The sequence below is a fragment of the Pseudomonas stagnisoli genome, assembly GCF_048595745.1.
Lineage (GTDB): Bacteria > Pseudomonadota > Gammaproteobacteria > Pseudomonadales > Pseudomonadaceae > Aquipseudomonas > Aquipseudomonas alcaligenes_A.
On sequence record NZ_CP184361.1, the window covers coordinates 491,873 to 517,012 of the forward strand.

24 protein-coding genes are annotated in these 25,140 nt (G+C 67.8%); 17 read left to right on the forward strand and 7 right to left on the reverse strand.

Annotated elements, in window-relative coordinates; all coding sequences use genetic code 11:
• Positions 1-14: 14 nt before the first annotated feature.
• Positions 15-956: a phospholipase BipL gene (bipL, locus tag ACOAPY_RS02295; protein ID WP_465156684.1), complete on the reverse strand. Its 942-nt coding sequence runs from the start codon at positions 954-956 to the stop codon at positions 15-17.
• Positions 957-1,065: 109 nt separating this feature from the next.
• Here bipL and ACOAPY_RS02300 point away from each other — a divergent pair, with 109 nt between their 5' ends.
• Positions 1,066-1,635: a DUF6436 domain-containing protein gene (locus tag ACOAPY_RS02300; protein ID WP_076582302.1), complete on the forward strand. Its 570-nt coding sequence runs from the start codon at positions 1,066-1,068 to the stop codon at positions 1,633-1,635.
• Between the two features lie 102 nt (positions 1,636-1,737).
• The gene (locus ACOAPY_RS02305) at positions 1,738-3,246 is read left to right on the forward strand and encodes a methyl-accepting chemotaxis protein (protein WP_465154887.1); all 1,509 of its coding nucleotides are present in this window, start codon (positions 1,738-1,740) and stop codon (positions 3,244-3,246) included.
• Between the two features lie 3 nt (positions 3,247-3,249).
• Here the strand turns inward: ACOAPY_RS02305 and ACOAPY_RS02310 are convergent, their stop codons facing one another.
• Entirely contained in the window at positions 3,250-3,999 is a 750-nt protein-coding gene (locus ACOAPY_RS02310) for an NRDE family protein (protein ID WP_465154888.1), read from the reverse strand.
• A 105-nt stretch (positions 4,000-4,104) separates the two neighbouring features.
• Between ACOAPY_RS02310 and ACOAPY_RS02315 the strand changes: the two genes are divergently transcribed.
• The 10 genes from ACOAPY_RS02315 to ACOAPY_RS02360 all read left to right on the forward strand — a co-directional run bounded on the left by ACOAPY_RS02315 (position 4,105) and on the right by ACOAPY_RS02360 (position 14,151).
• Entirely contained in the window at positions 4,105-4,887 is a 783-nt protein-coding gene (locus ACOAPY_RS02315) for a sulfite exporter TauE/SafE family protein (protein WP_465154889.1), read from the forward strand.
• Positions 4,888-4,897: 10 nt separating this feature from the next.
• Entirely contained in the window at positions 4,898-5,686 is a 789-nt protein-coding gene (lgt, locus tag ACOAPY_RS02320; protein ID WP_465154890.1) for a prolipoprotein diacylglyceryl transferase, read from the forward strand.
• A 74-nt stretch (positions 5,687-5,760) separates the two neighbouring features.
• Positions 5,761-6,555 (forward strand): thymidylate synthase, encoded by a 795-nt coding sequence (locus ACOAPY_RS02325; RefSeq protein WP_076423872.1) that lies wholly within the window; start codon positions 5,761-5,763, stop codon positions 6,553-6,555.
• 3 nt (positions 6,556-6,558) lie between these two features.
• The gene (locus ACOAPY_RS02330) at positions 6,559-7,419 is read left to right on the forward strand and encodes a LysR family transcriptional regulator (RefSeq protein WP_465154891.1); all 861 of its coding nucleotides are present in this window, start codon (positions 6,559-6,561) and stop codon (positions 7,417-7,419) included.
• A 182-nt stretch (positions 7,420-7,601) separates the two neighbouring features.
• Positions 7,602-8,657: a putative 2-aminoethylphosphonate ABC transporter ATP-binding protein gene (locus tag ACOAPY_RS02335; protein ID WP_465154892.1), complete on the forward strand. Its 1,056-nt coding sequence runs from the start codon at positions 7,602-7,604 to the stop codon at positions 8,655-8,657.
• Positions 8,657-10,366 (forward strand): putative 2-aminoethylphosphonate ABC transporter permease subunit, encoded by a 1,710-nt coding sequence (locus ACOAPY_RS02340; RefSeq protein ID WP_465154893.1) that lies wholly within the window; start codon positions 8,657-8,659, stop codon positions 10,364-10,366. Before ACOAPY_RS02335 ends, ACOAPY_RS02340 begins: the two co-directional genes overlap by 1 nt.
• 17 nt (positions 10,367-10,383) lie before the next feature.
• Positions 10,384-11,211, forward strand: a complete 828-nt coding sequence (gene phnX / locus ACOAPY_RS02345; protein ID WP_465154894.1) for a phosphonoacetaldehyde hydrolase — start codon at positions 10,384-10,386, stop codon at positions 11,209-11,211.
• 51 nt (positions 11,212-11,262) lie between these two features.
• Positions 11,263-12,282, forward strand: a complete 1,020-nt coding sequence (locus ACOAPY_RS02350; protein ID WP_076582326.1) for a putative 2-aminoethylphosphonate ABC transporter substrate-binding protein — start codon at positions 11,263-11,265, stop codon at positions 12,280-12,282.
• Between the two features lie 160 nt (positions 12,283-12,442).
• The gene (locus ACOAPY_RS02355; RefSeq protein ID WP_465154895.1) at positions 12,443-13,600 is read left to right on the forward strand and encodes a TIGR03364 family FAD-dependent oxidoreductase; all 1,158 of its coding nucleotides are present in this window, start codon (positions 12,443-12,445) and stop codon (positions 13,598-13,600) included.
• Positions 13,597-14,151 carry an HD domain-containing protein gene (locus ACOAPY_RS02360; protein ID WP_465154896.1) on the forward strand — a complete coding sequence of 185 codons (555 nt, stop codon included), beginning with the start codon at positions 13,597-13,599 and terminating at the stop codon, positions 14,149-14,151. The genes ACOAPY_RS02355 and ACOAPY_RS02360 overlap by 4 nt, the downstream gene beginning before the upstream one ends.
• On the opposite strand, the gene ACOAPY_RS02365 is transcribed toward ACOAPY_RS02360, so the two are convergent.
• Both ACOAPY_RS02365 and ACOAPY_RS02370 read right to left on the reverse strand, forming a co-directional pair.
• Positions 14,148-15,518: a DUF3482 domain-containing protein gene (locus ACOAPY_RS02365; RefSeq protein ID WP_465154897.1), complete on the reverse strand. Its 1,371-nt coding sequence runs from the start codon at positions 15,516-15,518 to the stop codon at positions 14,148-14,150. The genes ACOAPY_RS02360 and ACOAPY_RS02365 overlap by 4 nt on opposite strands.
• A 108-nt stretch (positions 15,519-15,626) precedes the next feature.
• The gene (locus ACOAPY_RS02370; RefSeq protein ID WP_465154898.1) at positions 15,627-17,018 is read right to left on the reverse strand and encodes a DUF2868 domain-containing protein; all 1,392 of its coding nucleotides are present in this window, start codon (positions 17,016-17,018) and stop codon (positions 15,627-15,629) included.
• A 127-nt stretch (positions 17,019-17,145) separates the two neighbouring features.
• On the opposite strand from ACOAPY_RS02370, the gene ACOAPY_RS02375 reads away from it, so the two are divergent.
• Genes ACOAPY_RS02375 through ACOAPY_RS02390 form a run of 4 tightly spaced genes read left to right on the forward strand, consistent with a single transcriptional unit; the run spans position 17,146 to position 20,283 of the window.
• Positions 17,146-18,333: a GGDEF domain-containing protein gene (locus tag ACOAPY_RS02375; protein ID WP_465154899.1), complete on the forward strand. Its 1,188-nt coding sequence runs from the start codon at positions 17,146-17,148 to the stop codon at positions 18,331-18,333.
• A 28-nt stretch (positions 18,334-18,361) separates the two neighbouring features.
• The gene (locus tag ACOAPY_RS02380; protein WP_465154900.1) at positions 18,362-18,874 is read left to right on the forward strand and encodes a dihydrofolate reductase; all 513 of its coding nucleotides are present in this window, start codon (positions 18,362-18,364) and stop codon (positions 18,872-18,874) included.
• 27 nt (positions 18,875-18,901) lie between these two features.
• On the forward strand, positions 18,902-19,639 hold the full coding sequence (locus tag ACOAPY_RS02385) for a TylF/MycF/NovP-related O-methyltransferase (RefSeq protein ID WP_465154901.1): 738 nt from the start codon (positions 18,902-18,904) through the stop codon (positions 19,637-19,639).
• On the forward strand, positions 19,636-20,283 hold the full coding sequence (locus ACOAPY_RS02390; RefSeq protein WP_465154902.1) for a YitT family protein: 648 nt from the start codon (positions 19,636-19,638) through the stop codon (positions 20,281-20,283). The genes ACOAPY_RS02385 and ACOAPY_RS02390 overlap by 4 nt, the downstream gene beginning before the upstream one ends.
• Here ACOAPY_RS02390 and ACOAPY_RS02395 read toward each other — a convergent pair.
• From ACOAPY_RS02395 to ACOAPY_RS02405, 3 genes are all read right to left on the reverse strand, one after another.
• Positions 20,265-20,732: a metallophosphoesterase family protein gene (locus tag ACOAPY_RS02395; RefSeq protein WP_465154903.1), complete on the reverse strand. Its 468-nt coding sequence runs from the start codon at positions 20,730-20,732 to the stop codon at positions 20,265-20,267. The two genes, ACOAPY_RS02390 and ACOAPY_RS02395, sit on opposite strands and share 19 nt — an antisense overlap.
• Positions 20,733-20,867: 135 nt before the next feature.
• On the reverse strand, positions 20,868-22,706 hold the full coding sequence (gene ilvD / locus ACOAPY_RS02400; RefSeq protein ID WP_465154904.1) for a dihydroxy-acid dehydratase: 1,839 nt from the start codon (positions 22,704-22,706) through the stop codon (positions 20,868-20,870).
• Positions 22,707-22,921: 215 nt separating this feature from the next.
• Positions 22,922-24,118 (reverse strand): class I SAM-dependent rRNA methyltransferase, encoded by a 1,197-nt coding sequence (locus ACOAPY_RS02405; RefSeq protein ID WP_465154905.1) that lies wholly within the window; start codon positions 24,116-24,118, stop codon positions 22,922-22,924.
• Positions 24,119-24,301: 183 nt separating this feature from the next.
• Between ACOAPY_RS02405 and ACOAPY_RS02410 the strand changes: the two genes are divergently transcribed.
• On the forward strand, positions 24,302-25,114 hold the full coding sequence (locus tag ACOAPY_RS02410; protein WP_465156686.1) for an HDOD domain-containing protein: 813 nt from the start codon (positions 24,302-24,304) through the stop codon (positions 25,112-25,114).
• Positions 25,115-25,140: the final 26 nt, after the last annotated feature.

The window sequence follows — 25,140 nt, forward strand, 5'->3', positions numbered from 1 at the left end:
GGACTACCCGGTGATCAGCGCAACCGCTCGCTGAGGAAGGCGAAGTAACGCCGGCGGATGTCCTCGTGTTCGTTGACCAGGTGGTGACGCGCGCCAGGCAGGCGCAGGATCTGCGGCTGGTCGAACTTGTCCTGCAGCACCTGCAGGTTATGCCGCCAGTCCACCGTCATGTCGTCCTCGCCCTGGACCACCAGTGGGTTCAGGGGGCTGCGCGGCGCGCGCTCCAGACGCGGTATCCAGCGGGCCAGGGCGCCGACCCAGGCGGTCGGCAGGTGGCGTGGCTGCAGCGGGTCGCGGTGGCGCAGGAACTCGAGGAACGCGGCATCGGTGGAGTTCTCCGAGAAGCGTCGGGGAATCTCGCGGCGGAATGGGCCGATCAGGTGATAGCTGAGCTTGGACAGACCCCAGGCGCGCGGCCGGACCAGCGGCGCCAGGAGAATGGTGGCGCCAGGCTCCGGGCGTTTATCGCCGAGCAGGAGGAAATCCAGCAGGATGGCGCCGCCGGTGCTTTGCCCACACAGGTGCCAGGGTTGCGGCAGGTCGAGGCTGGCGGCCTCGGCGAACAGGCCCAGCAGGGCGCGCTGGTAGGCGGAGAAGTCGTCGATGCTGGCGCGTGGCCCGGCGGACAGGCCGTGGCCCGGCAGGTCGCAGGCCAGCACGGCGAGGTTTTCGCCCAGGGCCCAGTCGATCACGTGGCGGTACAGGCCCATGTGGTCGTAGTAGCCGTGCAGCAGGATCAGCGTCGCCCTCGGCTCCGGCGGCAGCCACAGCTGGGCCACCAGGTCCAGCCCGTCGCTCTGGAAGAGGCCGAGGCGGCTATGCACGCGACCGTGCTGCGGCAGGTCCAGGCCGTAGTAGCGCTGGTAGGCCAGGACCTCGTCCGCCGACTCCGCCAGGGCCGCGGCCAAGGGTCGCAGGCCGGCACGCAGGCGCTCGGGCTGGAAGAGCTCTGGCAGGGACTGGGGCATGGCGGTCATGGCATCTTCGCTGGGGTGGGTGACAGCCGATATTCAGCTGTCGGGCGCGGCGTGGCAAGCTAGGCCCCTTTTCTTCGTGTCTTCGCTCATGCATTCCCGTCGCCGCATCATCATCGCCAGCCTCCTCGCACTGCTCTGGCTGGCCGCCATGCTGGCCGCCTTCTGGTGGTTCCAGGCCCGCTATATCCGCCCGTTCGACGAGCGCACCGAGCTGTTCATCGGCAGCCAGCTGCGCTTGCCGGCGGAGCTGGCCGGGCCCGGGGCGATCCGCCTGGTGCACTTCTGGGACCCGGCCTGCCCGTGCAATGTCGGCAACCAGCAGCACCTCGGCGAGCTGGTCGAGCAGTTCGCGCCGCGTGGCGTGCAGTTCTATGCGGTACAGAAGGCCGGTAGCGAGGGCCGCCTGCCGGACAACCTGCAGCAGCTGCAGCCCCTGCCGGCGCTGCCCGGCAGCGAGAGCCTGGCAGCCAGCCCGGCGGTGGCGATCTGGGACCAGCAGGGTCGACTCGCCTACTTCGGCCCCTACAGCGAGGGTGCCCTGTGCACCTCCAGCAACAGCTTCATCGAGCCGATCCTCGAGGCGCTGGTGGCGGGGCGCTCGGTGCAGGCCGACAGCAACCTGGCGGTGGGTTGCTTCTGCGACTGGCAACCCGAGTGACCCTGGCAGGGTGTGGAGAAGATATCGGGCTATAATTCCTGTACAGTATTTTCGCTTTGTACAGTTTTTTGCTCAGGATGAGCCTCTACCCCCGGTGAGTGCATGAATTCGTCCGCTTTCAGTCTCGACGCCCACTATCGCCGTGCCGACCGCATCATGCTGGCCGTGCTGTGGCTGATGTTTCTCTATTCCCTCGGGCTGGCCGCCTGGCACGGTACCTGGGGGCAGGCGCTGCTGGTCGGCGGCGGTACCGCAGCGGCACTGACTGCGCTCTACGCGCTGGTACCCGGCAGTCGCCTGATGCGCTGCTGCGTGGGGCTGGCCTTCATGGTCATGTCTGCCCTGCACATCAACCAGAGCGGGGGTGTGCTGGAGATGCACTTTGGCATCTTCGTGCTGCTGGCCTTCCTCGTCTATTACCGCGACTGGTTGCCGATCGTGCTGGCCGCCGGCCTGATTGCCGTACATCACCTGGCCTTCTTCGCTCTGCAACAGCAGGGTGTGGGTGTGTACGTGGTGCCCCAGGGCAGTTGGGGCGTGATTCTGCTGCATGCCTTCTATGTGGTGCTGGAGAGCGCGATCCTCATCTACCTGGCACGCCAGGCCTATGCCGAGGCGCGTGAAGGCGAGGCCCTGCTGCAGGTCGTCGAGGGGCTGACGGCCGAGGAGGAGCGCATCGATCTGCGGCTGCGCGGCAGTCAGGTCGGACCGGTGATCCAGCGCTTCAATCACTTCCTCGCCCAGCTGGAGGCGATGGTGGGCGAGGTGGTCGAGGATACCCAGGGGCTGGCGGCGACTGGCGATAGCCTGGCGCGTGCCACCCGCCAGTTGCGCGAGGGTTCCGGGCGCCAGCTGGGCGAAATCTCGCAGATGTCCAGCGCCATGCATGAAATGAGCGTGGCCATCGACGAGGTTGCCGGGCATGCCCAACAGGCGGCACTGGCCACCGAGGCAGCCACCAGCAAGGCGGCCGAGGGCCGCGCAGCGGTGAAGCAGAGTGCCGAGGAGATCGGCCGTCTGGCGGCGCGCATCGACGGCACCGGTGCCGAGGTGCAGGCTCTGGCCGAGCAGTCGCAACAGATCGGCCGGGTGCTGGAGGTGATCCGCGCCATCGCCGAGCAGACCAACCTGCTGGCGCTGAATGCCGCCATCGAGGCCGCGCGTGCCGGCGAGCAGGGACGCGGCTTTGCCGTGGTGGCCGACGAGGTGCGCAACCTGGCGCAGAAGACGGCCGTCTCGACCGCGGAAATTCAGGACATCATTGCTCGCCTGCAGCACAGCAGCCGCCAGGCCGCCAGTGCCATGCAGGAGAGTCAGGCAGGCGTGGTGCGGTGCGTCGAGGACAGCCGGCAGGCCGGCGAGCTGCTGCTGGCCATCGTCGCGGAGATCGAGGCCATCAGCCAGATGAGCACGCTGATCGCGGCGGCGACCAACGAGCAGGCCAAGGCCAGTTCCGAAGTTAGCCAACACCTGAGCGAGGTACAGCAGGTGGCCGAGCAGAATGCCGAGGACGCCGGCGTGCTTGATGGCGACAGCCTGCGGCTGCGCGAGCTGGCGCGGCGCCTGGGGATTCTCAGTGCACGCTTCACGGTCGGCCAGCCGCCGCGCTGAGGCTCAGGGCAACGTCAGCCGGACGTCGCCTACGGGGATGCCATTGCGGTCGAAGCTGCGCTCCAGCAGCTCCAGGCCGCCGTCGCGTTGCAGCACCAGGGCGGTGCTGGCGCGGGTGCCATAGCCGGGGCCGACGATGAAGATGGTGGCCAGCAACATTTCCCAGTCCAGGCCCACGCCGGTATCCGGCAGCAGCGTACGGGGAGGTTGCTGGCGGTCCGCCAGCAGCTCCAGCAGCTGCAGGGGCTCGGCGGCGTCGAGTGCCGCAGCGAGGCTGGAGCTGGCGCGCAGCAGCTTGGGCCAAGGCGTGTCCAGGTCGGCATTGGACAGACCGTAGAGGCCGGGCTGCAGACGCTCAACCTCGCCCCGTTCGGAGTTGAGAAAGAACAGCCCGTGGCGATCGCCCAGCAGCAGGTTGAAGCCGCTGTACTGATCAAGGCATGGCAGTAGCTCGGCGAGGAAGTCCGCGGCGTCAGCATCGCCGCGCAGGAACTGCACCGGCAGCTCACCGCGCGAGCGTTCACCCTTGGGTTGGCGCGGGTCGCGGATGTTGGTCAGCGCGGCGAAGCGGCCGCCGGCCGTCACGCCCAGCCAGGTACCGCCGGCCAGCAGGTCGCGCCCGGCATACAGGCCGGGCACATCCGGCCACTCGGCCAGGGGCAGGCTGGCACGGTCATAGAACTCGTCGCGGTTGGCCGCCAGCACCAGCGGTTGTGGGTGCTCGGGGCGCCAGGCAAAGACGATCAGGCACATGTCGGGGTCCGGTTCGGGTATGCGCCGAGCCTACTGCATCCGCCGGGGCAAGTGGAGGCGTCGCACGCCATCCGTTACCATGCCGCTTCGTTTCCGGGGGTGTGCATGGAATTCCTGCTCTATCTGCTGCTCGGCGCAGCGGCCGGCGTGCTGGCCGGGCTGTTCGGCGTCGGCGGCGGCATCATCATCGTGCCGGTACTGGTGCTGAGCTTCACGGCCCAGGGCATCGACCCGGCCGTGCTGACCCACCTGGCCGTGGGCACTTCGCTGGCCACCATCGTCTTCACCTCGATCAATTCGGTGCTCGAGCACCAGCGCAAGGGCGCGGTGCTGTGGCCGATCTTCACCTGGATGACCCTCGGCATCCTGCTGGGCGCCGGCCTCGGCTCGCTCACTGCCGCGGCCATTCAGGGGCCGCTGCTGCAGAAGATCATTGGCGTATTCGCCATCGTCATCGCCATCCAGATGGGCCTGGAATTGAAACCCAAGGCCGGTCGCGCGGTCCCAGGCAAGCTGGGGCTGACGGCTGCCGGTGGGGTGATCGGTTGGGCCTCGGCGATCTTCGGCATCGGCGGTGGCTCGCTGACCGTGCCGTTCCTGACCTGGCGCAGCGTGCCCATGCAGCAGGCGGTGGCGACGTCCTCTGCCTGTGGCCTGCCGATCGCCGCTGCCAGCGCCCTGAGTTTCATGCTGATCGGTTGGGGCGAGCCGCAGCTGCCGGAATGGAGCGTCGGTTTCGTCTACCTGCCGGCCATGGCCGGTATCGCCTTCACCAGTATGTTCTTCGCCCGCTTCGGCGCGCGCCTGGCGCACAAGCTGTCGCCACGCCTGCTCAAGCGCCTGTTTGCCCTGCTGTTGCTCTGTGTGGGCGTGAATTTCCTGATCTAAGGAGTTTTGAATGCTGCCTTATCCGCAGATCGACCCGGTGGCCATCGCCCTGGGCCCGCTGAAAATCCACTGGTACGGCCTGATGTACCTGGTCGGCATCGGCGGCGCCTGGCTGCTGGCCAGCCGCCGGCTGAAAGACTTCGACCCGACCTGGAGCAAGGAGAAACTCTCCGACCTGGTGTTCTGGGTGGCCATGGGCGTGATCCTCGGCGGCCGCCTGGGCTATGCGCTGTTCTACGACCTGTCCGCCTACCTGGCCGACCCGCTGAAGATCCTGCGCGTCTGGGAAGGCGGTATGTCGTTCCACGGCGGCCTGATCGGCGTGATGCTGGCCACCTGGCTGTTCGGCCGGCGCAACGACAAGAGCTTCTTCCAGCTGATGGACTTCATCGCGCCCCTGGTGCCGATCGGCCTGGGTGCCGGGCGTATCGGCAACTTCATCAACGCCGAGCTGTGGGGCAAGGTCACCGACGTGCCCTGGGCAATGGTCTTCCCCAATGGCGGGCCGGACCCGCGTCACCCGTCGCAGCTGTACCAGTTCGCCCTCGAAGGCGTGGCCCTGTTCCTCATCCTCTGGCTGTATTCGCGCAAGCCGCGCCCGACCATGGCGGTGTCCGGCCTGTTTGCCGCCTGCTACGGGGTGTTCCGCTTCATCGTCGAGTTCGTCCGCGTGCCGGATGCCCAGCTCGGCTATCTGGCGTGGAACTGGCTGACCATGGGCCAGGTGCTGTGCCTGCCGATGATCCTCGGCGGCATCGGCCTGATGGTCTGGGCCCATCGCCGCCAGGCGGCGGCCTGAATCCGCCTCGACTTGGTTAAAATGCGTGTTTTGCCCGGGCGCCCAGGCGCCCGCGACCCTTCAGCGGAGCTGAGATGAAACAGTACCTCGACCTGATGCGCCTGGTGCGCGAGACCGGCACCTTCAAGAGCGACCGCACCGGCACCGGCACCTACTCGGTGTTCGGCCACCAGATGCGCTTCAATCTGGCCGATGGTTTTCCGCTGGTGACCACCAAGAAGTGCCACCTGAAATCCATCATCCACGAGCTTCTGTGGTTCCTCCAGGGCGACACCAACATCAAGTACCTGAAGGACAACGGCGTGCGCATCTGGGACGAGTGGGCCGACGAGAACGGTGACCTCGGGCCGGTGTACGGCTACCAGTGGCGCAGCTGGCCGGCGCCGAACGGCGAGTCGATCGACCAGATCAGCAAGCTGATCGAGATGATCAGGAAGAACCCGGACTCTCGCCGCCTGATCGTCTCGGCCTGGAACCCGGCGCTGGTCGACCAGATGGCCCTGCCGCCGTGCCACGCCCTGTTCCAGTTCTATGTCGCCGAGGGCCGCCTGAGCTGCCAGCTGTACCAGCGCTCGGCCGACATTTTCCTCGGCGTGCCGTTCAATATCGCCAGCTACGCCCTGCTGACCATGATGATCGCCCAGGTCTGTGACCTGCAGCTCGGCGACTTCATCTGGACCGGCGGCGACTGTCACCTGTACGCCAACCACATCGAGCAGACCGACCTGCAGCTGACCCGCGAGCCGCTGCCGCTGCCGACCATGAAGCTCAATCCCGAAGTGAAGGACCTGTTCGCCTTCCGCTTCGAGGACTTCGAGTTGCAGAACTACCAGGCCCACCCGCACATTCCCGCGCCGGTCGCGGTGTAAGCCATGCTGGCGGCCGAACTCAAGGCCTTCCACATGGTTGCCCGCCTGGGCAGCATCACCCAGGCGGCGAAGAAGCTGGGCCTCAGCCAGCCTACCGTCACCACGCAGATCCGTAACCTGGAAGCGCAGTACGGTGTCGAGCTGTTCTACCGCGGCGGCCGCCGCCTGACCCTCAGTGACGAGGGCGTGCGCCTGCTGCCGATGGTGCAGCAGTTGCTGCAGCAGGAAGCCGATATCGAGTTCTTCCTGCGCAACTGCGGCCAGCTGCAGGGCAGCCTACGCATCGCCGCCACCGCGCCCTACTACGTACTCGACCTGGTCAAACGCTTCCGCGAGCGCCTGCCGCAGGTGCAGGTGACGCTGGAGATCGGCAACTCGCAGCAGGTGATCGAGGCGCTGGAGGAATACCGTGTCGACCTCGCCGCTTCCTCGCAGCTGGAGCAGGACGCGCGCTTCACCCGCCTGGTGCTGGGCCAGGACCCGCTGGTGCTGGCCGTGCACCGCAGCCACCCGCTGGCGGCACAACAGCGCCTGTCACCGGCGGCCCTGGCCGGCCACTGCCTGCTGGTGCGCGAGGCCGGTTCCACCACCCGTGTGCTGACCGAACAGATGTTGCGGGAGACGGGCACCGTGCCCGGCGCGGTGCTGGAAATCGGCAGCCGCGAATCGATCCGCGAGGCCGTGCTGCGCAACATCGGCGTTAGCGTGATCGCCCGCCACGAAGTGCCGGACAATCCCGCGTTGCGGGTGATCGAGCTGGACGACGCGCCGCTGATCCCGGAATACCTCTACTGCCTCAAGGAGCGCCGCAGTGCACGTCTGCCGGCGGCCTTCCTGGCCCTGGCGCGGGAAAGCACCGAGTAGGGTGGGCAACCGCGTAGCGTTGCCCACCATTGCGCCACTCTCGGTGGACAAGCCGCCAGCGGCGTTGTCCACCCTACACAAATCCGCCGATGACACTATCGGCCGCTTTTGCCCAACTGCCATAAAGCCTTAGCACGGCGTGCCCAGGATGAACCTCGTCCGATTCATCACGAGGTTCGCTCATGGCCACCGTCGATCTGCAGCTGCGCGACATCCACAAGGGCTTCGGCGCCTTCAAGGCGCTGGACGGCGTGTCGCTGGATATCGGCGCCGGCGAGCTGGTCTGCCTGCTCGGCCCGTCCGGCTGTGGCAAGACCACCCTGCTGCGCTGCATCGCTGGCCTGGAACGCCAGGACGGCGGCGCCATCCGCTTCGCCGGGCGCGACGTCTCCGACCTGCCGCCGCAGGCGCGCGACTACGGCATCCTGTTCCAGTCCTATGCGCTGTTCCCCAACCTCACGGTGGCGCAGAACGTCGCCTACGGCCTGGCCGGCCAGAGCCGCGAGGCGATCCGCGCACGGGTGAGCGAGATGCTCGAACTGGTCGGCCTGGCCGGTAGTGCGCAGAAGTACCCGGCGCAGCTCTCCGGCGGTCAGCAGCAGCGCGTGGCGCTGGCCCGCGCCCTTGCGCCGAGCCCGTCGCTGCTGCTGCTCGACGAGCCGATGTCGGCCCTCGATGCCCGCGTGCGCGAGCATCTGTGCGGCGAACTGCGCGCCCTGCAGCGTCAGCTCGGCATCACCACCCTGATGGTCACCCACAACCAGGACGAGGCCATGCTGATGGCCGACCGCATCGCCGTGATGAACCACGGCCGCGTCGAGCAGTACGCCTCGCCCCGGGACATCTACCGCGCGCCCGCCACGCCCTTCGTTGCCGAGTTCGTCGGCCAGGGCAACTGGCTGCCGTTCGAGCGCGATGGCGAGCACGCCCGCGTTGGCGACCTCAGCCTGCGCCTGCACGGCCAGCAGCCCCGGACTGCCGGTCATATCGAACGCGGCCGCCTGTTCTGCCGCCCCGAGGCGGTGGTAATCAACCCGCCGGTACACGAGGACAACCTGTTTCCGGCGCAGATGCGCGAGATCACCTTCCTCGGCAACCGCTGCCGCCTGAGTTTCGAGCTGGACGCGTTGCCGGGGCACGCGCTGCTCGCCGAGCTGGCGCCTGAATCCATGCCGCGCCTGAGCGGCGCCGAAATCTGGGTAGCACTGCCACCGCGCAGCCTGCAGGTATTTGCCTGATGGAAGCGCTCGCCTCGCAACGCTCGCCCATGGCGGCCCGGCGCTGGCCGGCCGACCTGGCCGATCGCCTGTTCGTGCGTGGCGGCCAGTGGCTGCTGCTGGCGCTGCTGCTGCTCGCCGTGTTGCTGCCGCTGCTGGCCATGCTCTGGCGCGGTCTGGCCGGTGAACCGGGGCAGGGCGGTGGGCTGCTCGCGGCACGCGAACTGGTGGCCAGCGCCAACTTTCGCTGGCTGCTCGGCAACAGCCTGAAGAGCGCCCTGGCCGTGGTACTGATCGTGCTGCCGCTGGCCTATGCCTTCGCCTACGCCCTGCAACGTACCTGCGTGCCGGGCAAGGGCCTGTGGCGTGGCATCTCGCTGCTGCCGCTGCTGGCGCCGTCGATGCTGCCGGGCATCGCGCTGATCTACCTGTTCGGCAACCAGGGCGTGCTGCGCCACCTGCTGACGGACAACGTCTACGGCTTCTGGGGCATCGTCCTCGGCCAGGCCATCTACACCTTCCCGCACGCGCTGATGGTGCTGCTCAGCGCCCTGGCCCTGGCCGATGCGCGGTTGTTCGACGCCGCGTCGAGCATGGGCGCATCGAGATGGCGCGCTTTTCGCAGCATCACCTGGCCGGGCAGCCGCCAGGGTGTGTTCGCCGCGGCCTGCCTGGTGTTCACCCTGTGCGTCACCGATTTCGGCGTGCCGGTGGTGGTCGGTGGCGACTACCAGGTGCTGGCCCTGGAAGCCTACAAGGCGGTGGTCGGCCAGCAGCAGTTCGGCCGCGGCGCGCTGATTGGCCTGTTCCTGCTGCTGCCGGCGCTGCTCAGCTTCGCCGTCGACCTCTGGCTGCGCCGCCGCCAGCGTGAGGCCATGGGCGGTCGCGCCCAGGTCTACCACCCGCAGCCCAGTCGTGGTCGCGATGGCGCCTTCCTGCTGCTGGTGCTGCTGGTCTGCGCCTGCCTGCTCGGGGTGTTCGGCATGGCGGTGTACTCGTCGCTGGTCAAGTTCTGGCCGTATGACCTGTCGCTGTCGCTGCACCACTACGCCTTCTCCGAGCTGCCCGGCGGCTGGCTGGCCTACCGCAATAGCCTGCTGCTGGCGACCTGCTGCGCGCTGTTCGGCGGCGTGCTGATCTTCCTCGGCAGCTACCTGCTGGAGAAGACTCGCCAGAGCCCGCTGACCCAGCTGCTGCGCCTGCTCTGCTTCATTCCCATGGCGGTGCCCGGTCTGGTCCTCGGCCTCGGCTACGTATTCTTCTTCAACCTGCCGGCCAACCCGCTGCACGGCCTGTACGGCAGCCTGACCCTGCTGGTGATCTGCACCGTGGCGCACTTCCTGACCACCGCGCAGATGACCGCCAGTGCTGCCCTGCGCCAGCTCGACGGCGAGTTCGAGGCCGCCGCGCTGTCGCTGAAGGTGCCGCTGCTGCGCCACTTTTTCCGCGTGACCTTGCCGATCTGCCTGCCGGCGCTGCTCGACATCGTGCGCTACCTGTTCGTCTCGGCGATGACCACGGTGTCGGCGGTGATCTTCCTCTACAGCCCGGACAGCCTGCTGGCCGCCATCGCCGTGCTGAACATGGACGACGCCGGCAACGTCGGCGGCGCCGCCGCCATGTCCACCCTGATCCTGCTCACGTCCGCCGCCGTTTCGCTGCTGCTGGCCGGGGCCTCGCGCGGCCTGCTGCGCCGCTCCCAGGCCTGGCGCGCGGCGCCCGGTCACTAACCGTTCGGAGACTGTCCATGCGCTACCAACACCCCACTCGCCTGCAGGCCGCCATCCTCGACTGGGCCGGCACCGTGGTCGACTTCGGCTCCTTCGCGCCGACGCGCATCTTCGTCGAGGCCTTCGCCCAGTTCGATATCGAGCTGAGCCTGGAGGAGGCGCGCGGCCCGATGGGCATGGGCAAGTGGGATCACATCCGCACCCTCTGCGATCAGCCGGCCGTGGCCGAGCGCTACCAGCGCCGCTTCGGCCGCCTGCCGACGGACGCCGATGTGACGGCGATCTATGAACGCTTCATGCCGCTGCAGATCGCCAAGGTCGGCGAGCACTCGGCGCTGATTCCCGGCGCGCTGGAAGCCATCGCCGCCCTGCGCGAGCGTGACCTGCGCATCGGCAGCTGCTCCGGCTACCCGCTGGCGGTGATGGGCAAGGTGGTCGAACTGGCCGCCGCCAACGGTTACCGCCCGGATCACGTAGTCGCCACCGACGAGGTGCCCAAGGGCCGGCCGAGCCCGGCCCAGGCCCTGGCCAACGTCATTGCCCTGGGCCTCGATGACGTCGCCGCCTGCGTCAAGGTCGATGACACCGAGCCGGGCATCCTCGAAGGCCGCGCCGCCGGCATGTGGACCGTGGCGCTGCGCTTCTCCGGCAATTTCCTGGGCCTTTCCTGGGCCGACTACCAGGCGCTGCCGGCCGAGCGCCGTGCCGCCGAGCGCACGCGCATCGACGACCTGTTCAGCGGCAGCCGCCCGCACTACCTGATCGACACCATCGCCGAACTGCCCGCGGTGATCGACCACATCAACGCCCGCCTGGCCCGGGGCGAGAGCCCGCAGGCCTGCTGAAAGCCGTGCATCAACCGAACAACCAACGCCAACACCATCAGGAGCCCCACCATGTTCAAACGCACCGCCCTGGCCGCCGGCCTGCTCGCCGCCTGCACCCTGCAGGCCCAGGCCAACACCGAGCTGACCGTCTACACCGCGCTGGAAGTCGAGCAGCTCAAGCCCTACCAGGAAGCGTTCGAGAAGCAGCACCCGGACATCCGCATCAAGTGGGTGCGCGATTCCACCGGCATCGTTACCGCCAAGCTGCTGGCCGAGAAGGATCGCCCGCAGGCCGACGTGGTTTGGGGCCTGGCCGGCTCCAGCCTGGCGATTCTCAAACAGCAGGACATGCTGGTGCCCTACGCCCCGGCCAACCTAGACAAGATCGGCGCCAACTACCGCGACGCCGCCAACCCGCCGGCCTGGGTCGGCATGGACGTGTGGGCCGCGACCATCTGCTTCAACACCATCGAGGCCGAGAAGCAGGGCCTGCCCAAGCCGACCAAGTGGGAAGACCTGACCAACCCGGTGTACAAGGACAAGATTGTCATGCCCAACCCGGCGTCTTCCGGCACCGGCTACCTGGACGTCAGCGCCTGGCTGCAGACCTTCGGCGAGCCCGGCGGCTGGGCCTACATGGACAAGCTGCACGCCAACATCGGCCAGTACACCCATTCCGGCTCCAAGCCCTGCAAGCTGGCTGCCGCGGGCGAATTCCCGATCGGCATCTCCTTTGAGTACCCGGCTGTGCAGCTCAAACGCAAGGGCGCGCCGCTGGATATCGTGCTGCCCAAGGAAGGCCTGGGCTGGGAGATCGAGGCCACCGGTATCGTCAAGGGCACCGACCAGCTGGACGCCGCCAAGAAGCTCGCCGACTTCGCCTCCAGCCGCGAGGCCATGGACCTGTACAAAGCCAACTTCGCCGTGCTGGCCCAGCCGGGCATCGCCGAGCGCTTCCAGGAACTGCCGGCCGACTACGAGCAGCGCCTGATCAAGAACGACTTCACCTGGGCCTCGGAAAACCGCGACCGCATCCTCGCCGAGTGGCGCAAGCGCTACGACGGCAAATCCGAGCCGGTCGCCCAGTAAGTCCGCGTCACCCCTCTCCCGCCGGGAGAGGGGGCGGGGGTGAGGGTTTTTCGGGCAGCACCGAGCTGCCTATCAGCCCCTCAGCCTCCGCGGCCCGCCCCAGCCCTCTCCCAGAGGGAGAGGGAGATAAGCAGCCCGCAGAATTTTCAGGAGTTTCCCCATGAGCCAACCCGACTGCGACCTGCTGGTCGTCGGCGCCGGCATGCTCGGCCTCGCCCATGCCTGGGCCGGCGCCAAGCGCGGCCTCAAGGTCAAGGTGTTCGAGCGCACCGCCACGCCGCTCGGCGCCTCCATCCGCAACTTCGGCCAGGCCCTGGTCACCGGCCAGGCGCCGGGGCCGATGCTCGATCTGGCGCGCCAGGCCCATGGCCTGTGGGCCGAGCTGGGCAAGGCCGCCGGTCTTGCGCTGAAGCAGCAGGGCTCGCTGGTCTTCGCTCGCACCGATGCCGAGGAGGCCATGCTCGAAGCCTTCTGCGCCGGCCGCGCGCGCGAGCTTGGCTACCGCGTCGAACTGCTGCGCGGCGCCGCCCTGGACGGCCTTTACGGTGGCCGCTTCGCCCACCATCGCGCCGCCCTGCATGGTCTGGACGACCAGCAGTTGTATTCCCGTGAGGCGCTGCCACAGATCGTCGACCATCTGCGCGGCCTTGGCGTCGAGTTTCACTTCTCCACCCTGGTGCGCGATGTCGAGCCCGGCAGCGCGCTGACCACCGCCGGGCGCTTCACCGCGCGGCACATCCTGGTCTGCTCCGGGCACGACTACCAGACCCTGCTGGCCGAACCCATGGCCGCGCTCAAGCCCTCCGTGTGTCGCCTGCAGATGCTGCGCGCGCGTCTGGAGCGGCCGCTGGACCTGCAGCATGCGGTGCTCACCGGCCTCAGCTGTGTGCACTATGGCGCCTTCGCCGACCTGCCCGAGGCCGCGGCGATCCAGGCCGAGATCCGCCGCGACTATCCGGCGCTGGAGGAGCACGGCATCCACCTGCTGGTCAGTCCGACGCCCTATGGCGAGCTGATCATCGGCGACTCCCACGACTACGGCAGCGACGCCGCGCCGTTCAATGCCGAGGATGTCGACCAGCTGCTGATCGACCTGGCCGAGCACACCCTGGGCAGTCGTTTGCAGGTACTGGAGCGCTGGCAGGGTGTGTATGGCTCCCGTGGCCCTGGCCCGTTCAGCGTGCTGCGCGCCGCCGAGGGCGTGACCGCCGTGCTGATGCACACCGGTTTGGGCATGAGCGTCGGCCTCGGCCTGGGCGAGCGCACGGTCGCCGCGTTGCTCGGTGAGGCCGCCTGGCCCGAGGCAAGCCCGGCATGACCCCGGTAGCGGCGGTCGACCAACTGCTGGCCCTGTGCCGCGCGCAGGCGCAGGCCGACTACATCGGCGAAGCGGTCAGTCAGCTGGAACATATGGTTCAGGCCGCCGAGCTGGCGCGGGACGAGGGGGCTGACGAGGAGCTGATCCTCGCCGCCTTCTGCCACGATGTCGGCCACTTCTGCGCGCCGCTGACGGCCGACAATCGCATGGGCGAGCTGGGCCGACAGGGCCACGAACGGGTCGGTGCGCACTGGTTGCGTGGCCTGGGCTTTCCTGCACGGCTGTGCGAGCTGGTGGCCGGGCATGTCGATGCCAAACGCTACCTCTGTGCCCGCGAGCCGGGCTATCTGGCCGGGCTTAGCCTGGCCAGCCGGCAAACCCTGGACTGGCAGGGCGGGCCGATGAGCGAAGCCGAGGCCCGTTTGTTCGAATCGAACCCACTGTGTGCCGACATCCTGCGCCTGCGCCGCTGGGACGAGGCCGCCAAGGTGCCGGGGCGGCCTGTCGACCTGGGCTGGATCGAGGTGCTGGCGCGGCGGTTGCTGGCTTAGCGCAGCAGTTCACGGGCCAGCGCGTCGACCTGCTGGCGCCGCTCCACCTGCTCCAGGCGTGCGCCGGGGTTGAGCGAGGACCAGTCCGGGTGGGCGCGGGCGCGGTGCAGCGCGTCGGGCAGCTTGCCCTCGCGCCAGCTGTCGTCGCCGGGGGTGTCGAGCTGGATAGTGCTGGTCGCTGCGTGGCCGCGCGCGTTCAATGCGCCGAGCAGCTGGCGTTGGCGCAGGGCGAGCAGACGCAGCAGGTGGTCATTGAGGGTCAGCTCGCGCTGGCCCTTGAGCTTGCCGAGCAGGCGCCCGCCATAATTGCGCGCGGTTTGCAGGCCACCGCCGGCCAGCGCGCCGAGCAGCGCGGCGGCGCCCAGGGTGACGCCGCCCACCAGCAGGTCGATGCCCACGCCGGTGGCAGCGCCGGCCGCCATGCCGCCGCCGACCTTCACCCCCAGCTGGCGCAGGGTTTCCGGGTTGAACAGATCGTCGCCCCAGCGCCCGTTGGTGAGTGGCAGGTCGGCGGCGCGGGCGTCGTCGCGGCGGAAGGCATACAGGCGCAGCAGCGCTTCCACGCACTGCTGTTCGCGCTGACGCACGGCCTGGTGCAGGGCGGCGATCTCGCCTTGCTCGATCTGCGGCTGGGCGGCCACGCTACGGCGGCAGGCAGCGCAATCGAGCAGCAATTCGGCGATCAGTCGCGCGCCAGCCTGACGGCGGGCTTCGGCCTGCGCCTCATGGTCGGCAATCAGCCGCTGCAGCGGCGGTCGGGCAGACTCGATGAGCAGTGCCAGGCTTTCGTATAGGCGGCGCTCGCCGTCCAGTGGCGGCGCCACGGTGTCGAACGCGACCCGCGCGTGCAGGCCCAGACGGGCCAGCGCGTCGCGCCATTCGCCCTCGCGCTGGTTGGCGGCGTGGATGAAGTTGAGCACCGGCAGCAGTGGTTTACCGCAACCCGCCAGCACCGCCAGTTCGTCCTTGTACTTGGCCAGCACCGGCTCACGGGCGTCGATCACGTACAGGCCGGCGTCGCTGGCCAGCAGCTGGCGCAGCACCTTGGCCTCCTGCTCGAAGCGCTGGCGCGCCTCGGCGCCCTCGAGGAAGCGACCGATGCGCGCCGGGCCGTCCAGTCGCTCGCCGGGGCGTTCCAGGCGCTCCAGATGCTCGAGCAGGGCGATGGCGTCTTCCAGGCCGGGGGTGTCGTACAGCTCCAGCAGCGCCTCGCCATCCACCGACAGGCGCGCGCCCTCGACATGACGGGTGGTGCTGGGCCGGTGCGAGACCTCGCCAAAGCCGACATCGCGCAGCAGGGTGCGCAGCAGGGAGGTCTTGCCGACATTGGTATGGCCGACCACGGCGAGTTTCAGCGGCTTGGTCATTTGCGACCCTCTCTCCCGCTCGCGGGCAAGGGGCGGTTCCAGGCGGTCGCAGAATGCACGAGCTGCCCCCTCTCCCATTTAGGGGAGAGGGCTGGGGAGAGGGTGCAATCAGTCATGACCACGCTCCAGCCAGGCCAGCGGCGCGCTGTCGGCAAAGGCCAGGCCGAGGCGCTGCAGGGCCTCGTGCCAGTCGCCCAGGCGCTGGCTGTCCAGCGCTTCGCCCAGGGCGGGCGGCAGCAGCCAGATGCGCGTGGCGCCGGCCGTGCGCGACAGCTCACCGAGCAGGGCCAGGGTGCCACGGTCTGGTGAACGGCGCGGGTCGACAGCCACGGCCAGGCGGGCCGGCGGGAAGCGACCGAGCTGATCGAGTAGCTGCTGGCGCTGCTCGCGGCTGTCCAGTACGCCGGCGTTGGCCACCGAGGCCGGCAGTACCGGCGGCCAGGGCCGCGCGCCATCCAGCTCGACGGCCACCAGCACGGCACCGCTGCTGGCCTGTAGTTGGCTGCCGGCATGGCTTTGCGGCAGGGCGGCAGGGGCGACATCGATCACCCCGAGGTGCTCGCTCGGCGGCTGTAGGCGCTCGGCCAGCAGGCGGTAGGCCGGGTCGCCCAGATTCAGCGCCAGACGTGCCTGGCCGCGCTGCCAGCAGGCTAGGCATAGCAGCAGGCACAGGGCGCGCGGCAGCAGGCCGAACACCAGCAGCACGCCGAGCAGCCAGCCGGCCCAGGCGTGGCGGGCAGCCTCGTCGGCCAGCGCGACCGTACCGCTGGCGCGGATGGTATCGACGTCCGGCACGGGAAAGCCCAGCTGCGCGGGCACGGAGCCGAGCAGGTGGGTGAGGGCGACGAAGGTGTCGGCCGAGAGCAGCGTGGTCTCCCAGACAAAGCCGTAGCGGCGGGTGCTGAGCAGGAGCAGCAGCATCACCAGGGCAGTGCCCAGCGCCAGCAGCCACAGGCCATGCACCAGCGCGCCGAGCAGCCAGCGGTTGAGGCGCTGGCGCTGCAGCAGCAGAACCAGCGCCGGCCCCAGCTGCGCCGCGGCGGCGTCACGGGCCAGTTTCTCGCTGAGCCATAGCCACAGCCGACCCAGGCCGCTGTGGTGTTCGCCCGCGGCGAGCATACCCAGCAGCCAGCCGAGCAGGCTCAGCAGGTGCAGGCCGAGCAGGCTGCCCAGGGCCCAGAACAGGTTGATGGTGTCGCCTTCGCCCAGGGCGGCCAAGGCCAGGCTGGCGCCACCGGTCAGGGCCAGCAGGAGCAACGCCAGCAGCGCCAGACGCGCGCCCTGCAGCCAGTGCTGCAGGGCACTGGCCTGGCCGTCGCGCGTGGCGAGGAACAGGGCACGCGCCTCGATGCGCGCAGCCAGTTGGCCGCCGGCCTGGCGCGCCAGGCGGTTGGCCTCGCCGTCCTCCAGCGGGCCGCTGTGCTCTTCGCGCAGGCGGATGGTTTCGCACAGCCAGAGCCGTTGCAGGCGCGAGCGGGGATGCGGGGAGCTCTCTGTCACGCGGCATTCCGTTTGCGGGTCGAGATTCAAGCATAACCGCTGCACCGCGCCCCGGGGGAGTGCCCGAGTTGTGGTGTGCGGCCGGCTGCGGCTAGGCTTTGGCGAGAACAAGGACAAGAGCGCCGCCATGAAGCTGCCACCCCTGGATTGGGTCAATCGCGACTCGCCCTACCTGCGCCAGATGCGCGAGGGTTTCCGCACCCTGCGTTTCGACGACGAACTGGAGGCCGCGTATAACCGCTATCACGCCGGGGTATTCCTGCTGCGCATGCGCTGGGCGTTGCTGGTGGCCATCGTGCTGTTCCTGGCCTTCGCCGTGCTGGACTCCATCAGCCTGCCACCGGAGGTGCGTGCCGGCGTGCTGGGCATCCGTCTCGGGCTGATCGGGCCGACGCTGCTGCTGACCTGGCTGGCGACCTACCGCCAGCGACTGCATCCCTATCTGCAAGTGCTTGGCGGCCTGTGTGCGCTGGTCTGCGGGCTGGGGATCGCGGGGATCATCTGGGTGGCCAGGGCTCATGCGTTTCCGTTGCCCTACGAGGGCATCATCCTGGCCACGGTGTTCTTCTATTTCCTCACCGGTCTGCGTTTCGCCGTGGCATCGCTGTGCGGCTGGCTGACGTTCCTCGCCTACCTGGCGGTAGAGCTGATCAGCGGCCTGGACGCGGAGGTGCTGCTGTACAACCTGTTCTTCCTGGCCACCGCCAACGTCATCGGCTCGGTCGGTTGCTACTTCCTCGAGTACGCCACCCGGCAGAACTTCCTGGCCTTGGGCTTGCTGCAGGACCTGGCGGAGAAGGATCCGCTAACCGGTCTACTCAACCGCCGTGCCTTCGGCGAACGCGCCGAAGCCGGCTGGCGTCATGCCCAGCGCGAGGGGCAGCCGATTGCCGTGGCGATGATGGATGTGGATTTCTTCAAGCACTACAACGACCACTATGGCCACAGCGCCGGTGACGAAGCGCTGCGTGCCGTGGCCCAGGTGCTGGGCTCTCATGCGCGGCGCCCGCTGGATGTGGCCGCGCGCTATGGCGGCGAGGAGTTCGTCGGTCTTTGGTACGGCCTGGATGAGGCGGCTGTACTGCGCCTGCTGGAGCAGTTGCGCGCCGAAGTGGAGGGCTTGGCCCTGGCCCATGCGGCGTCTGCCGTGGCACCGGTGGTGACGCTCAGCATCGGCCTGGCCTGGCTGGTGCCGCAGCCCCACCAGGGGCTGGCGGATGCCCTGCGCCTCGCCGATGTCGCGCTGTACCTGGCCAAGGAGCAGGGACGCAACCGGGTAGTCGGCAAGCGGCCGGGCAGTAGCCAGGTGGCCTGAGGACCTGCCAATCGGTATCCTCGCCACCATGAACAAGCCTCTACCTCTCTGCCTGATCGCCGCCCTCGCGGAAAACCGCGTGATCGGTCGCGACAACCAACTGCCCTGGCACCTGCCGGCGGACCTCAAGCACTTCAAGGCCATGACCCTCGGCAAGCCGATCATCATGGGCCGCAAGACCTGGGATTCGCTCGGGCGACCCCTGCCGGGCCGGCTCAATCTGGTGGTCAGCCGCCAGGCCGGTTTGCAACTGGACGGTGCTGAGGTGTTTGCCTCGCTGGACACGGCCCTGGCCCGTGCCGGAGAGTGGGCCGGCGAGCAGGGCGTGGGGGAAGTGATGCTGATTGGCGGCGCCCAGCTCTACGAGCAGGGCCTGGCCCTGGCCGAGCGTCTGTACCTGACCCGCGTCGCACTGCAGCCCGAAGGCGACGCCTGGTTTCCCGCTTTCACCGAGGATGACTGGTGTCGCTGCGAGTGCGAGGAGCACGAGGCCAGCGAGAGTACCCCTGCCTATCGTTTCGAAACCTGGCGCCGCCGCTGAACGCCATCGCCTGACGGGAGATCACCTGTGTTGACGACTCTGGACAAGATCCGGCTTGCCTACTGGAAGTTACGGGTGCGCTGGCACCTGCAGCGCAACGACGTGCACGGTGCTCTGGCGCGCGCCTGGCTGTATACCTCCGCCACCCAGTTGGGTGGGGACTATTACGAATTTGGCGTGTATCGCGGTGCCAGCCTGGCCAGTTCGTGGCTGGCCTATCGTCACTCTCGTCGTCTTTCGGGGCGGGCCGACCTGCCCTTCGAGCAGTCGGGCGGGGTTGCTGAGTATCTGGCCAACCGTCCGGTCTTCCACGGCTTCGATACCTTCGCTGGCATGCCCGATAACCGTGAAGGGCAGGACAGCCTCGCTGCCGGTACCTATTTCGCGCCCATCGAACTGGCCGCTGCGCGTTGTCGTGCCGTAGGGCTCGAAGCACCCGATCTGCGCCTGATCAAGGGGTTGTTCGCCGACAATGCTGCCGCCGTCGGTACTCGGCCGGCCGCGGTCGTCCATCTGGATTGCGACCTGTATGCATCAACGCGTGACGCGCTGAACCTGATTCGTCCACGTCTGGCCCAGGGCACGGTGCTACTGTGCGATGACTACGACCTGTTCCAGGCCGACAACACGAAGGGCCAGCGCCGTGCTCTGCGCGAGTTCAGCGAGGCCACCGGCATCACGTTGGAAACCTGGTTCGCCTATGGCGCGGCCTCGCGTGCCTTCCTCTGCCACCTGCCCGTCGAGTCGCCGGTACATGCTGCATGAGTGACGCGCAACAGACGACGGAGGTGCCGGACGGCGTACCGCAGCTCTTTGTCCGCCACCCGCTGTGGGAGGACGCCCTGGCGTTGCTGTTTGGCACGGCGCTGGTGGCGCTGGGTATCGCGTTCTACAGCCATGCCGGGCTGCTTACCGGCGGCACCGTGGGCATCGCCTTCCTGGCCAAGTACCTGGCCGGCTGGCCGTTCGGCCTGGTGTTCTGCCTGGTGAACCTGCCGTTCTACCTGCTCGGCATCTGGCGTCTGGGCTGGGGTTTCACCTTGCGCACCGGCTGTGCGGTGCTGCTGGTGTCGCTGTTGGCCGAACTGACCCCGGGCTGGGTCGCCTTTACTCACCTCAACGTGCTCTATGCGGCGCTGTTCGGCGGCGCCGCCATGGGGCTGGGTTTGCTGATGCTGTTCCGCCACAAGGCCAGCCTGGGTGGGGTGAACATCCTCGCGCTGTTCCTCCAGGAGCGCTTCGGGCTGCGTGCCGGCGCGGTGCAGATGGGGATCGACGCGGTCATCGTGCTGGGCGCGATCTTCGTGGTGACGCCGGACAAGGTGGCACTGTCGGTGCTGGGGGCGGTGATGCTCAATCTGGTGCTGGCGCTCAATCACCGCAGCGATCGTTACGTCGGGGTCAGCTGAAGCGCAATCAGCTCGGCATGCAGGGCGTCTTTTTCGAGATGCAGCAGAGCGACACTGATCGGTAGCTTGAAGCGTCGCGGTCCGGCACTGCCCGGGTTGATCCACAGGCGTCCGCCGCGCTCCTCGATCAGCGGCTTGTGCGAGTGGCCTGTGACCACCACACGCACCGAATCGGGCAGGTATGCCGGGACATCCGCAGCCCGGTGTGTCAGGTAGATACCGAGGCCGCCCAGCGACAGTTCGACCCGTTCCGGCAACGCGGACGCCCAAGCCAGCCCCTCGTCGTTGTTGCCACGCACGGCCGAGAGCGGCGCGGTCTGGCTCAGGGTGTCGAGGATTTCCGGCTTGCCGATATCGCCTGCATGCAGCAGGTGATCGCAGCCCGCCAGCGCCTCCAGTGCCTCGGTGCGCAGCAGGCCGTGGGTATCACTGATCAGGCCGATCTTCATGGCGCCCCCTCTCTCCGGTCCCTCTCCCGTAAACGGGGCAGGGGAGAAAACAAAAGCCCGGCGCAGGGCCGGGCTTATCAGGATCGGCATGGCCGGTCGCTCGCCGGGGCAACGCTCGCGCTGCCCGAGGCCGACTCACCCTTCCAGCAGTGCCTTGTCGCGTACCGCGCCCTTGTCGGCGCTGGTGGCCAGCAGGGCGTAGGCCTTCAGGGCGGTGGACACCTTGCGCGCACGCGGTGCGACCGGCTTCCAGCCTTTCTGGTCCTGCTCGATGCGACGGGCATGCAGCTCGGCATCGGACACCTGCAGGTTGATCGCGCGGTTGGGGATGTCGATCAGGATGCGGTCACCGTCCTTGACCAGGCCGATGGCACCACCGGCGGCGGCCTCCGGCGAGGCGTGGCCGATGGACAGTCCCGACGTACCACCGGAGAAGCGGCCGTCGGTGAGCAGGGCGCAGACCTTGCCCAGGCCTTTGGACTTCAGGTAGGAGGTCGGGTAGAGCATTTCCTGCATGCCCGGGCCGCCTTTCGGGCCTTCGTAGCGGATGATCACGATGTCGCCGGCCTTCACTTCGTCGGCGAGGATGCCCTTCACGGCACTGTCCTGGCTCTCGAAGATCTTCGCGGTACCTTCGAACACATGGATGGACTCATCCACGCCGGCGGTTTTCACCACGCAGCCGTCCAGCGCGATATTGCCGTACAGCACGGCCAGGCCGCCCTCCTGCGAGTAGGCGTGCTCGACCGAGCGGATGCAGCCGTTTTCGCGGTCGTCGTCCAGGGTCTCCCAGCGGGTGCTCTGGCTGAAGGCAACCTGGGTCGGGATACCGGCCGGGCCTGCCTTGAAGAAGGTGTGCACGGCTTCGTCGCGGGTCTGGGTGATGTCCCACTGGGCAATGGCTTCGCCCATGCTCGGGCTGTGCACGGTCGGCACGTCGGTGTGCAGCAGGCCGCCACGGGCCAGCTCGCCGAGGATGGAGAAGACACCGCCGGCGCGGTGCACGTCTTCCATGTGGTACTTCTGGATGTTCGGCGCCACCTTGCACAGCTGCGGCACCTTGCGCGACATGCGGTCGATGTCGCGCAGATCGAAGGCCAGCTCGGCCTCCTGAGCGGCGGCCAGCAGGTGCAGGATGGTGTTGGTCGAACCACCCATGGCGATGTCCAGGGCAATGGCGTTCTCGAACGCCTTGAAGCCGGCGATTTTGCGCGGCAGGACGTTGTCGTTGCCTTCGTTGTAGTACTGGCGGCACAGGTCGACGATCAGGCGGCCGGCGCGCAGGAACAGCTGCTCGCGGTCACTGTGGGTGGCCAGGGTCGAACCGTTGCCCGGCAGCGACAGGCCGAGGGCCTCGGTCAGGCAGTTCATCGAGTTGGCGGTGAACATGCCGGAGCAGCTGCCGCAGGTGGGGCAGGCGCTGCGCTCGTATTCGGCGACCTTTTCGTCGGAGCAGGAGTCGTCGGCGGCGACGACCATGGCGTCGACCAGGTCCAGGCCATGGTTGGCCAGCTTGGTCTTGCCGGCTTCCATCGGCCCGCCGGAGACGAACACCACCGGGATGTTCAGGCGCAGGGCGGCCATCAGCATGCCGGGGGTGATCTTGTCGCAGTTGCTGATGCACACGATGGCGTCGGCGCAGTGGGCGTTGACCATGTACTCCACGGAGTCGGCGATGATCTCGCGGGAGGGCAGCGAATACAGCATGCCGTCGTGGCCCATGGCGATGCCGTCGTCCACGGCGATGGTGTTGAACTCCTTGGCCACGCCACCGGCTCTTTCGATCTCGCGGGCGACCAGCTGGCCAAGGTCCTTCAGGTGCACGTGGCCGGGCACGAACTGGGTGAAGGAGTTGGCGATGGCGATGATCGGTTTCTTGAAGTCTTCGTCCTTCATCCCGGTAGCGCGCCAGAGGGCGCGGGCGCCAGCCATGTTGCGGCCGTGGGTGGAGGTCTTCGAGCGGTAATCGGGCATGACGGATTCCTGCGGCTAATCAGGGTAGCAGTGGTGTGTGGTGAGCGGGTCGGCGGCAGATGGCCGCGTCGAGGGTGGGCGTGCAGCGCGACGGGATCTCCGTCCGCTCGGCCCGGGCTCACAAGCCCGCCGGAGGATGCCTGGCGAGGAATGCCCCGATTCTACGCCGCCTGCGGCCGCCGGGGGAAGGTTGGCGGGCCGCAGGTGGTCGGCACTCAGCTGTTGGGCAGCAGTCGGACCGTCAGGCTCTTGATGTAGCGGGTCTCCGGGATCGCCGGGTGTACCGGGTGGTCGGGGCCCTGGGCGCCGCGCTCGAGCAGCTGGATGTTGCGGTCCAGGTGGCGGGCACTGGTCAGCAGAATGTTCTGCAGATGGTCCTCTTCCAGGTGCATGGAGCAGCTGGCGCTGACCAGGATGCCGTCCTTGTTGAGCAGGCGCATGGCCTGTTCGTTCAGGCGACGATAGGCAGCCTCGCCGTTCTTGATGTCCTTCTTGCGCTTGATGAAGGCGGGCGGGTCGGCGACCACCACGTCGAAGCGTTCTTCGGCGGCCTTCAGCTCCTTGAGTGCCTCGAACACGTCGCCCTCGATGCAGGTGACCTTTTCGGCCACGCCGTTGAGTGCGGCGTTGCGCTCCACGCCGTCCAGGGCCAGGGCCGAGCCGTCGACGCAGAACACTTCGTCGGCGCCGAAGGCGGCGGCCTGCACGCCCCAGCCGCCGACATAGCTGAACAGGTCGAGCACACGCTTGCCCTTGACGTAGGGGGCCAGGCGCGCGCGATTCATGCGGTGATCATAGAACCAGCCGGTTTTCTGTCCGCCCTGCACCGGCGCTTCGAACTTCACGCCGTTCTCTTCCAGCGCCACCCACTCCGGCACCAGGCCGAAGGCGGTCTCGACGTAGCGGGTGAGGCCCTCGGCATCGCGCGCGGCGGAGTCGTTCTTGAACAGGATGCCGCGCGGCTTGAGCACCTGCACCAGGGCCTCGATCACCGCGTCCTTGGCGCGCTCCATGGTGGCCGAGGCCAGCTGCACCACCAGGTGGTCGCCGAAGCGGTCCACCACCAGGCCCGGCAGCAGATCGGAATCGCCGTACACCAGGCGGTAGTGCGGGGTGTCGAACAGGCGCTCGCGCAGGCTCAGGGCAACGTTGAGGCGGTGTACCAGCAGTGACTTGTCGAGCACATGCTTGACGTCGCGCGACAGCAGTCGGGCGCAGATCAGGTTGTTCGGGCTCATGGCGACGATGCCCAGAGCTTTGCCGCCGGCGGCCTCGAGCACGGCCTGGTCGCCCGGTTGGAACAGGCTCAGTGGCGTGGCCGCCACATCGATCTCATTGCTGTAGACCCACAGGTGGCCGGCCCGCAGGCGACGATCGGCGTTGGCTTTGAGGCGCAGGCTGGGCAGGGACATGGGGCTACTCCGCGAAAAAGAGCGGAATTATAGCCGTTTCGCCCGGCTCAAGGCGTTTACAAAAGTTGGCTGTGGTGTCGGGAAAGCTTTGGCTAAACTGTGGCGACTCTCACACTTCAGTGTCCGGCCATGACCCACGAACTTTCCGCTGAACAGATCCAGCAGGTGCTGCAGGGCATCAGCGTGCCGCCGCAGCCACAGATCATGGTGGATCTGCAGATGGAGCAGGTCATGCCCAGCCCGGATCTGCGTACCATCGCCAAACTGATCAGCCAGGACCCGGGCCTGTCTGGCGCGCTGCTGAAGATCGTCAATTCGCCCTATTTTGGTCTGTCCAACCGCATCGCTTCGATCCAGCAGGCGGTCAATCTGCTGGGCTGCAATTCGGTGATCAATCTGATCAATGCCCAGTCGATCAAGGGCGAGCTGACCGATGAGGCGATCGTCACCCTGAACCGCTTCTGGGACACCGCCCAGGATGTGGCCATGACCTGCCTGACGCTGGCCAAGCGCATCGGCTACAAGTCGCCGGATGAGGCCTATACCCTGGGCCTGTTCCACAACTGTGGCATTCCACTGATGGTCAAGCGGTTCCCCAACTACATGACGGTACTGGAAGAGGCCTACTACAGTGCCAGTCATGAGCGACGGGTGGTGGACACCGAGAATCGCCTGCTCAATACCAACCACGCGGTGGTCGGTTACTTCACCGCCAAGTCGTGGAACCTGCCGCTGCACCTTTGTGAGGCCATCGCCAATCACCACAACGCGCTGTCGCTGTTCGAGGACGATACCGGCCGCGATGCGCCGCTGAAGACGCTGATGGCGATCCTCAAGATGGCCGAGCATATCTGCGCGACCTACCGGGTGCTGGGCAACCAGGAGTGCGATCACGAGTGGGAAAGTATCCAGACCCTGGTGCTGGAGTATGTGGGGCTCTCGGAGTATGACTTCGAGAATCTCAAGGAAACGATCCGCGACCTGGGGCCGGGCTGATTCCCCGCCCGCCGCCTTCCTGCTAG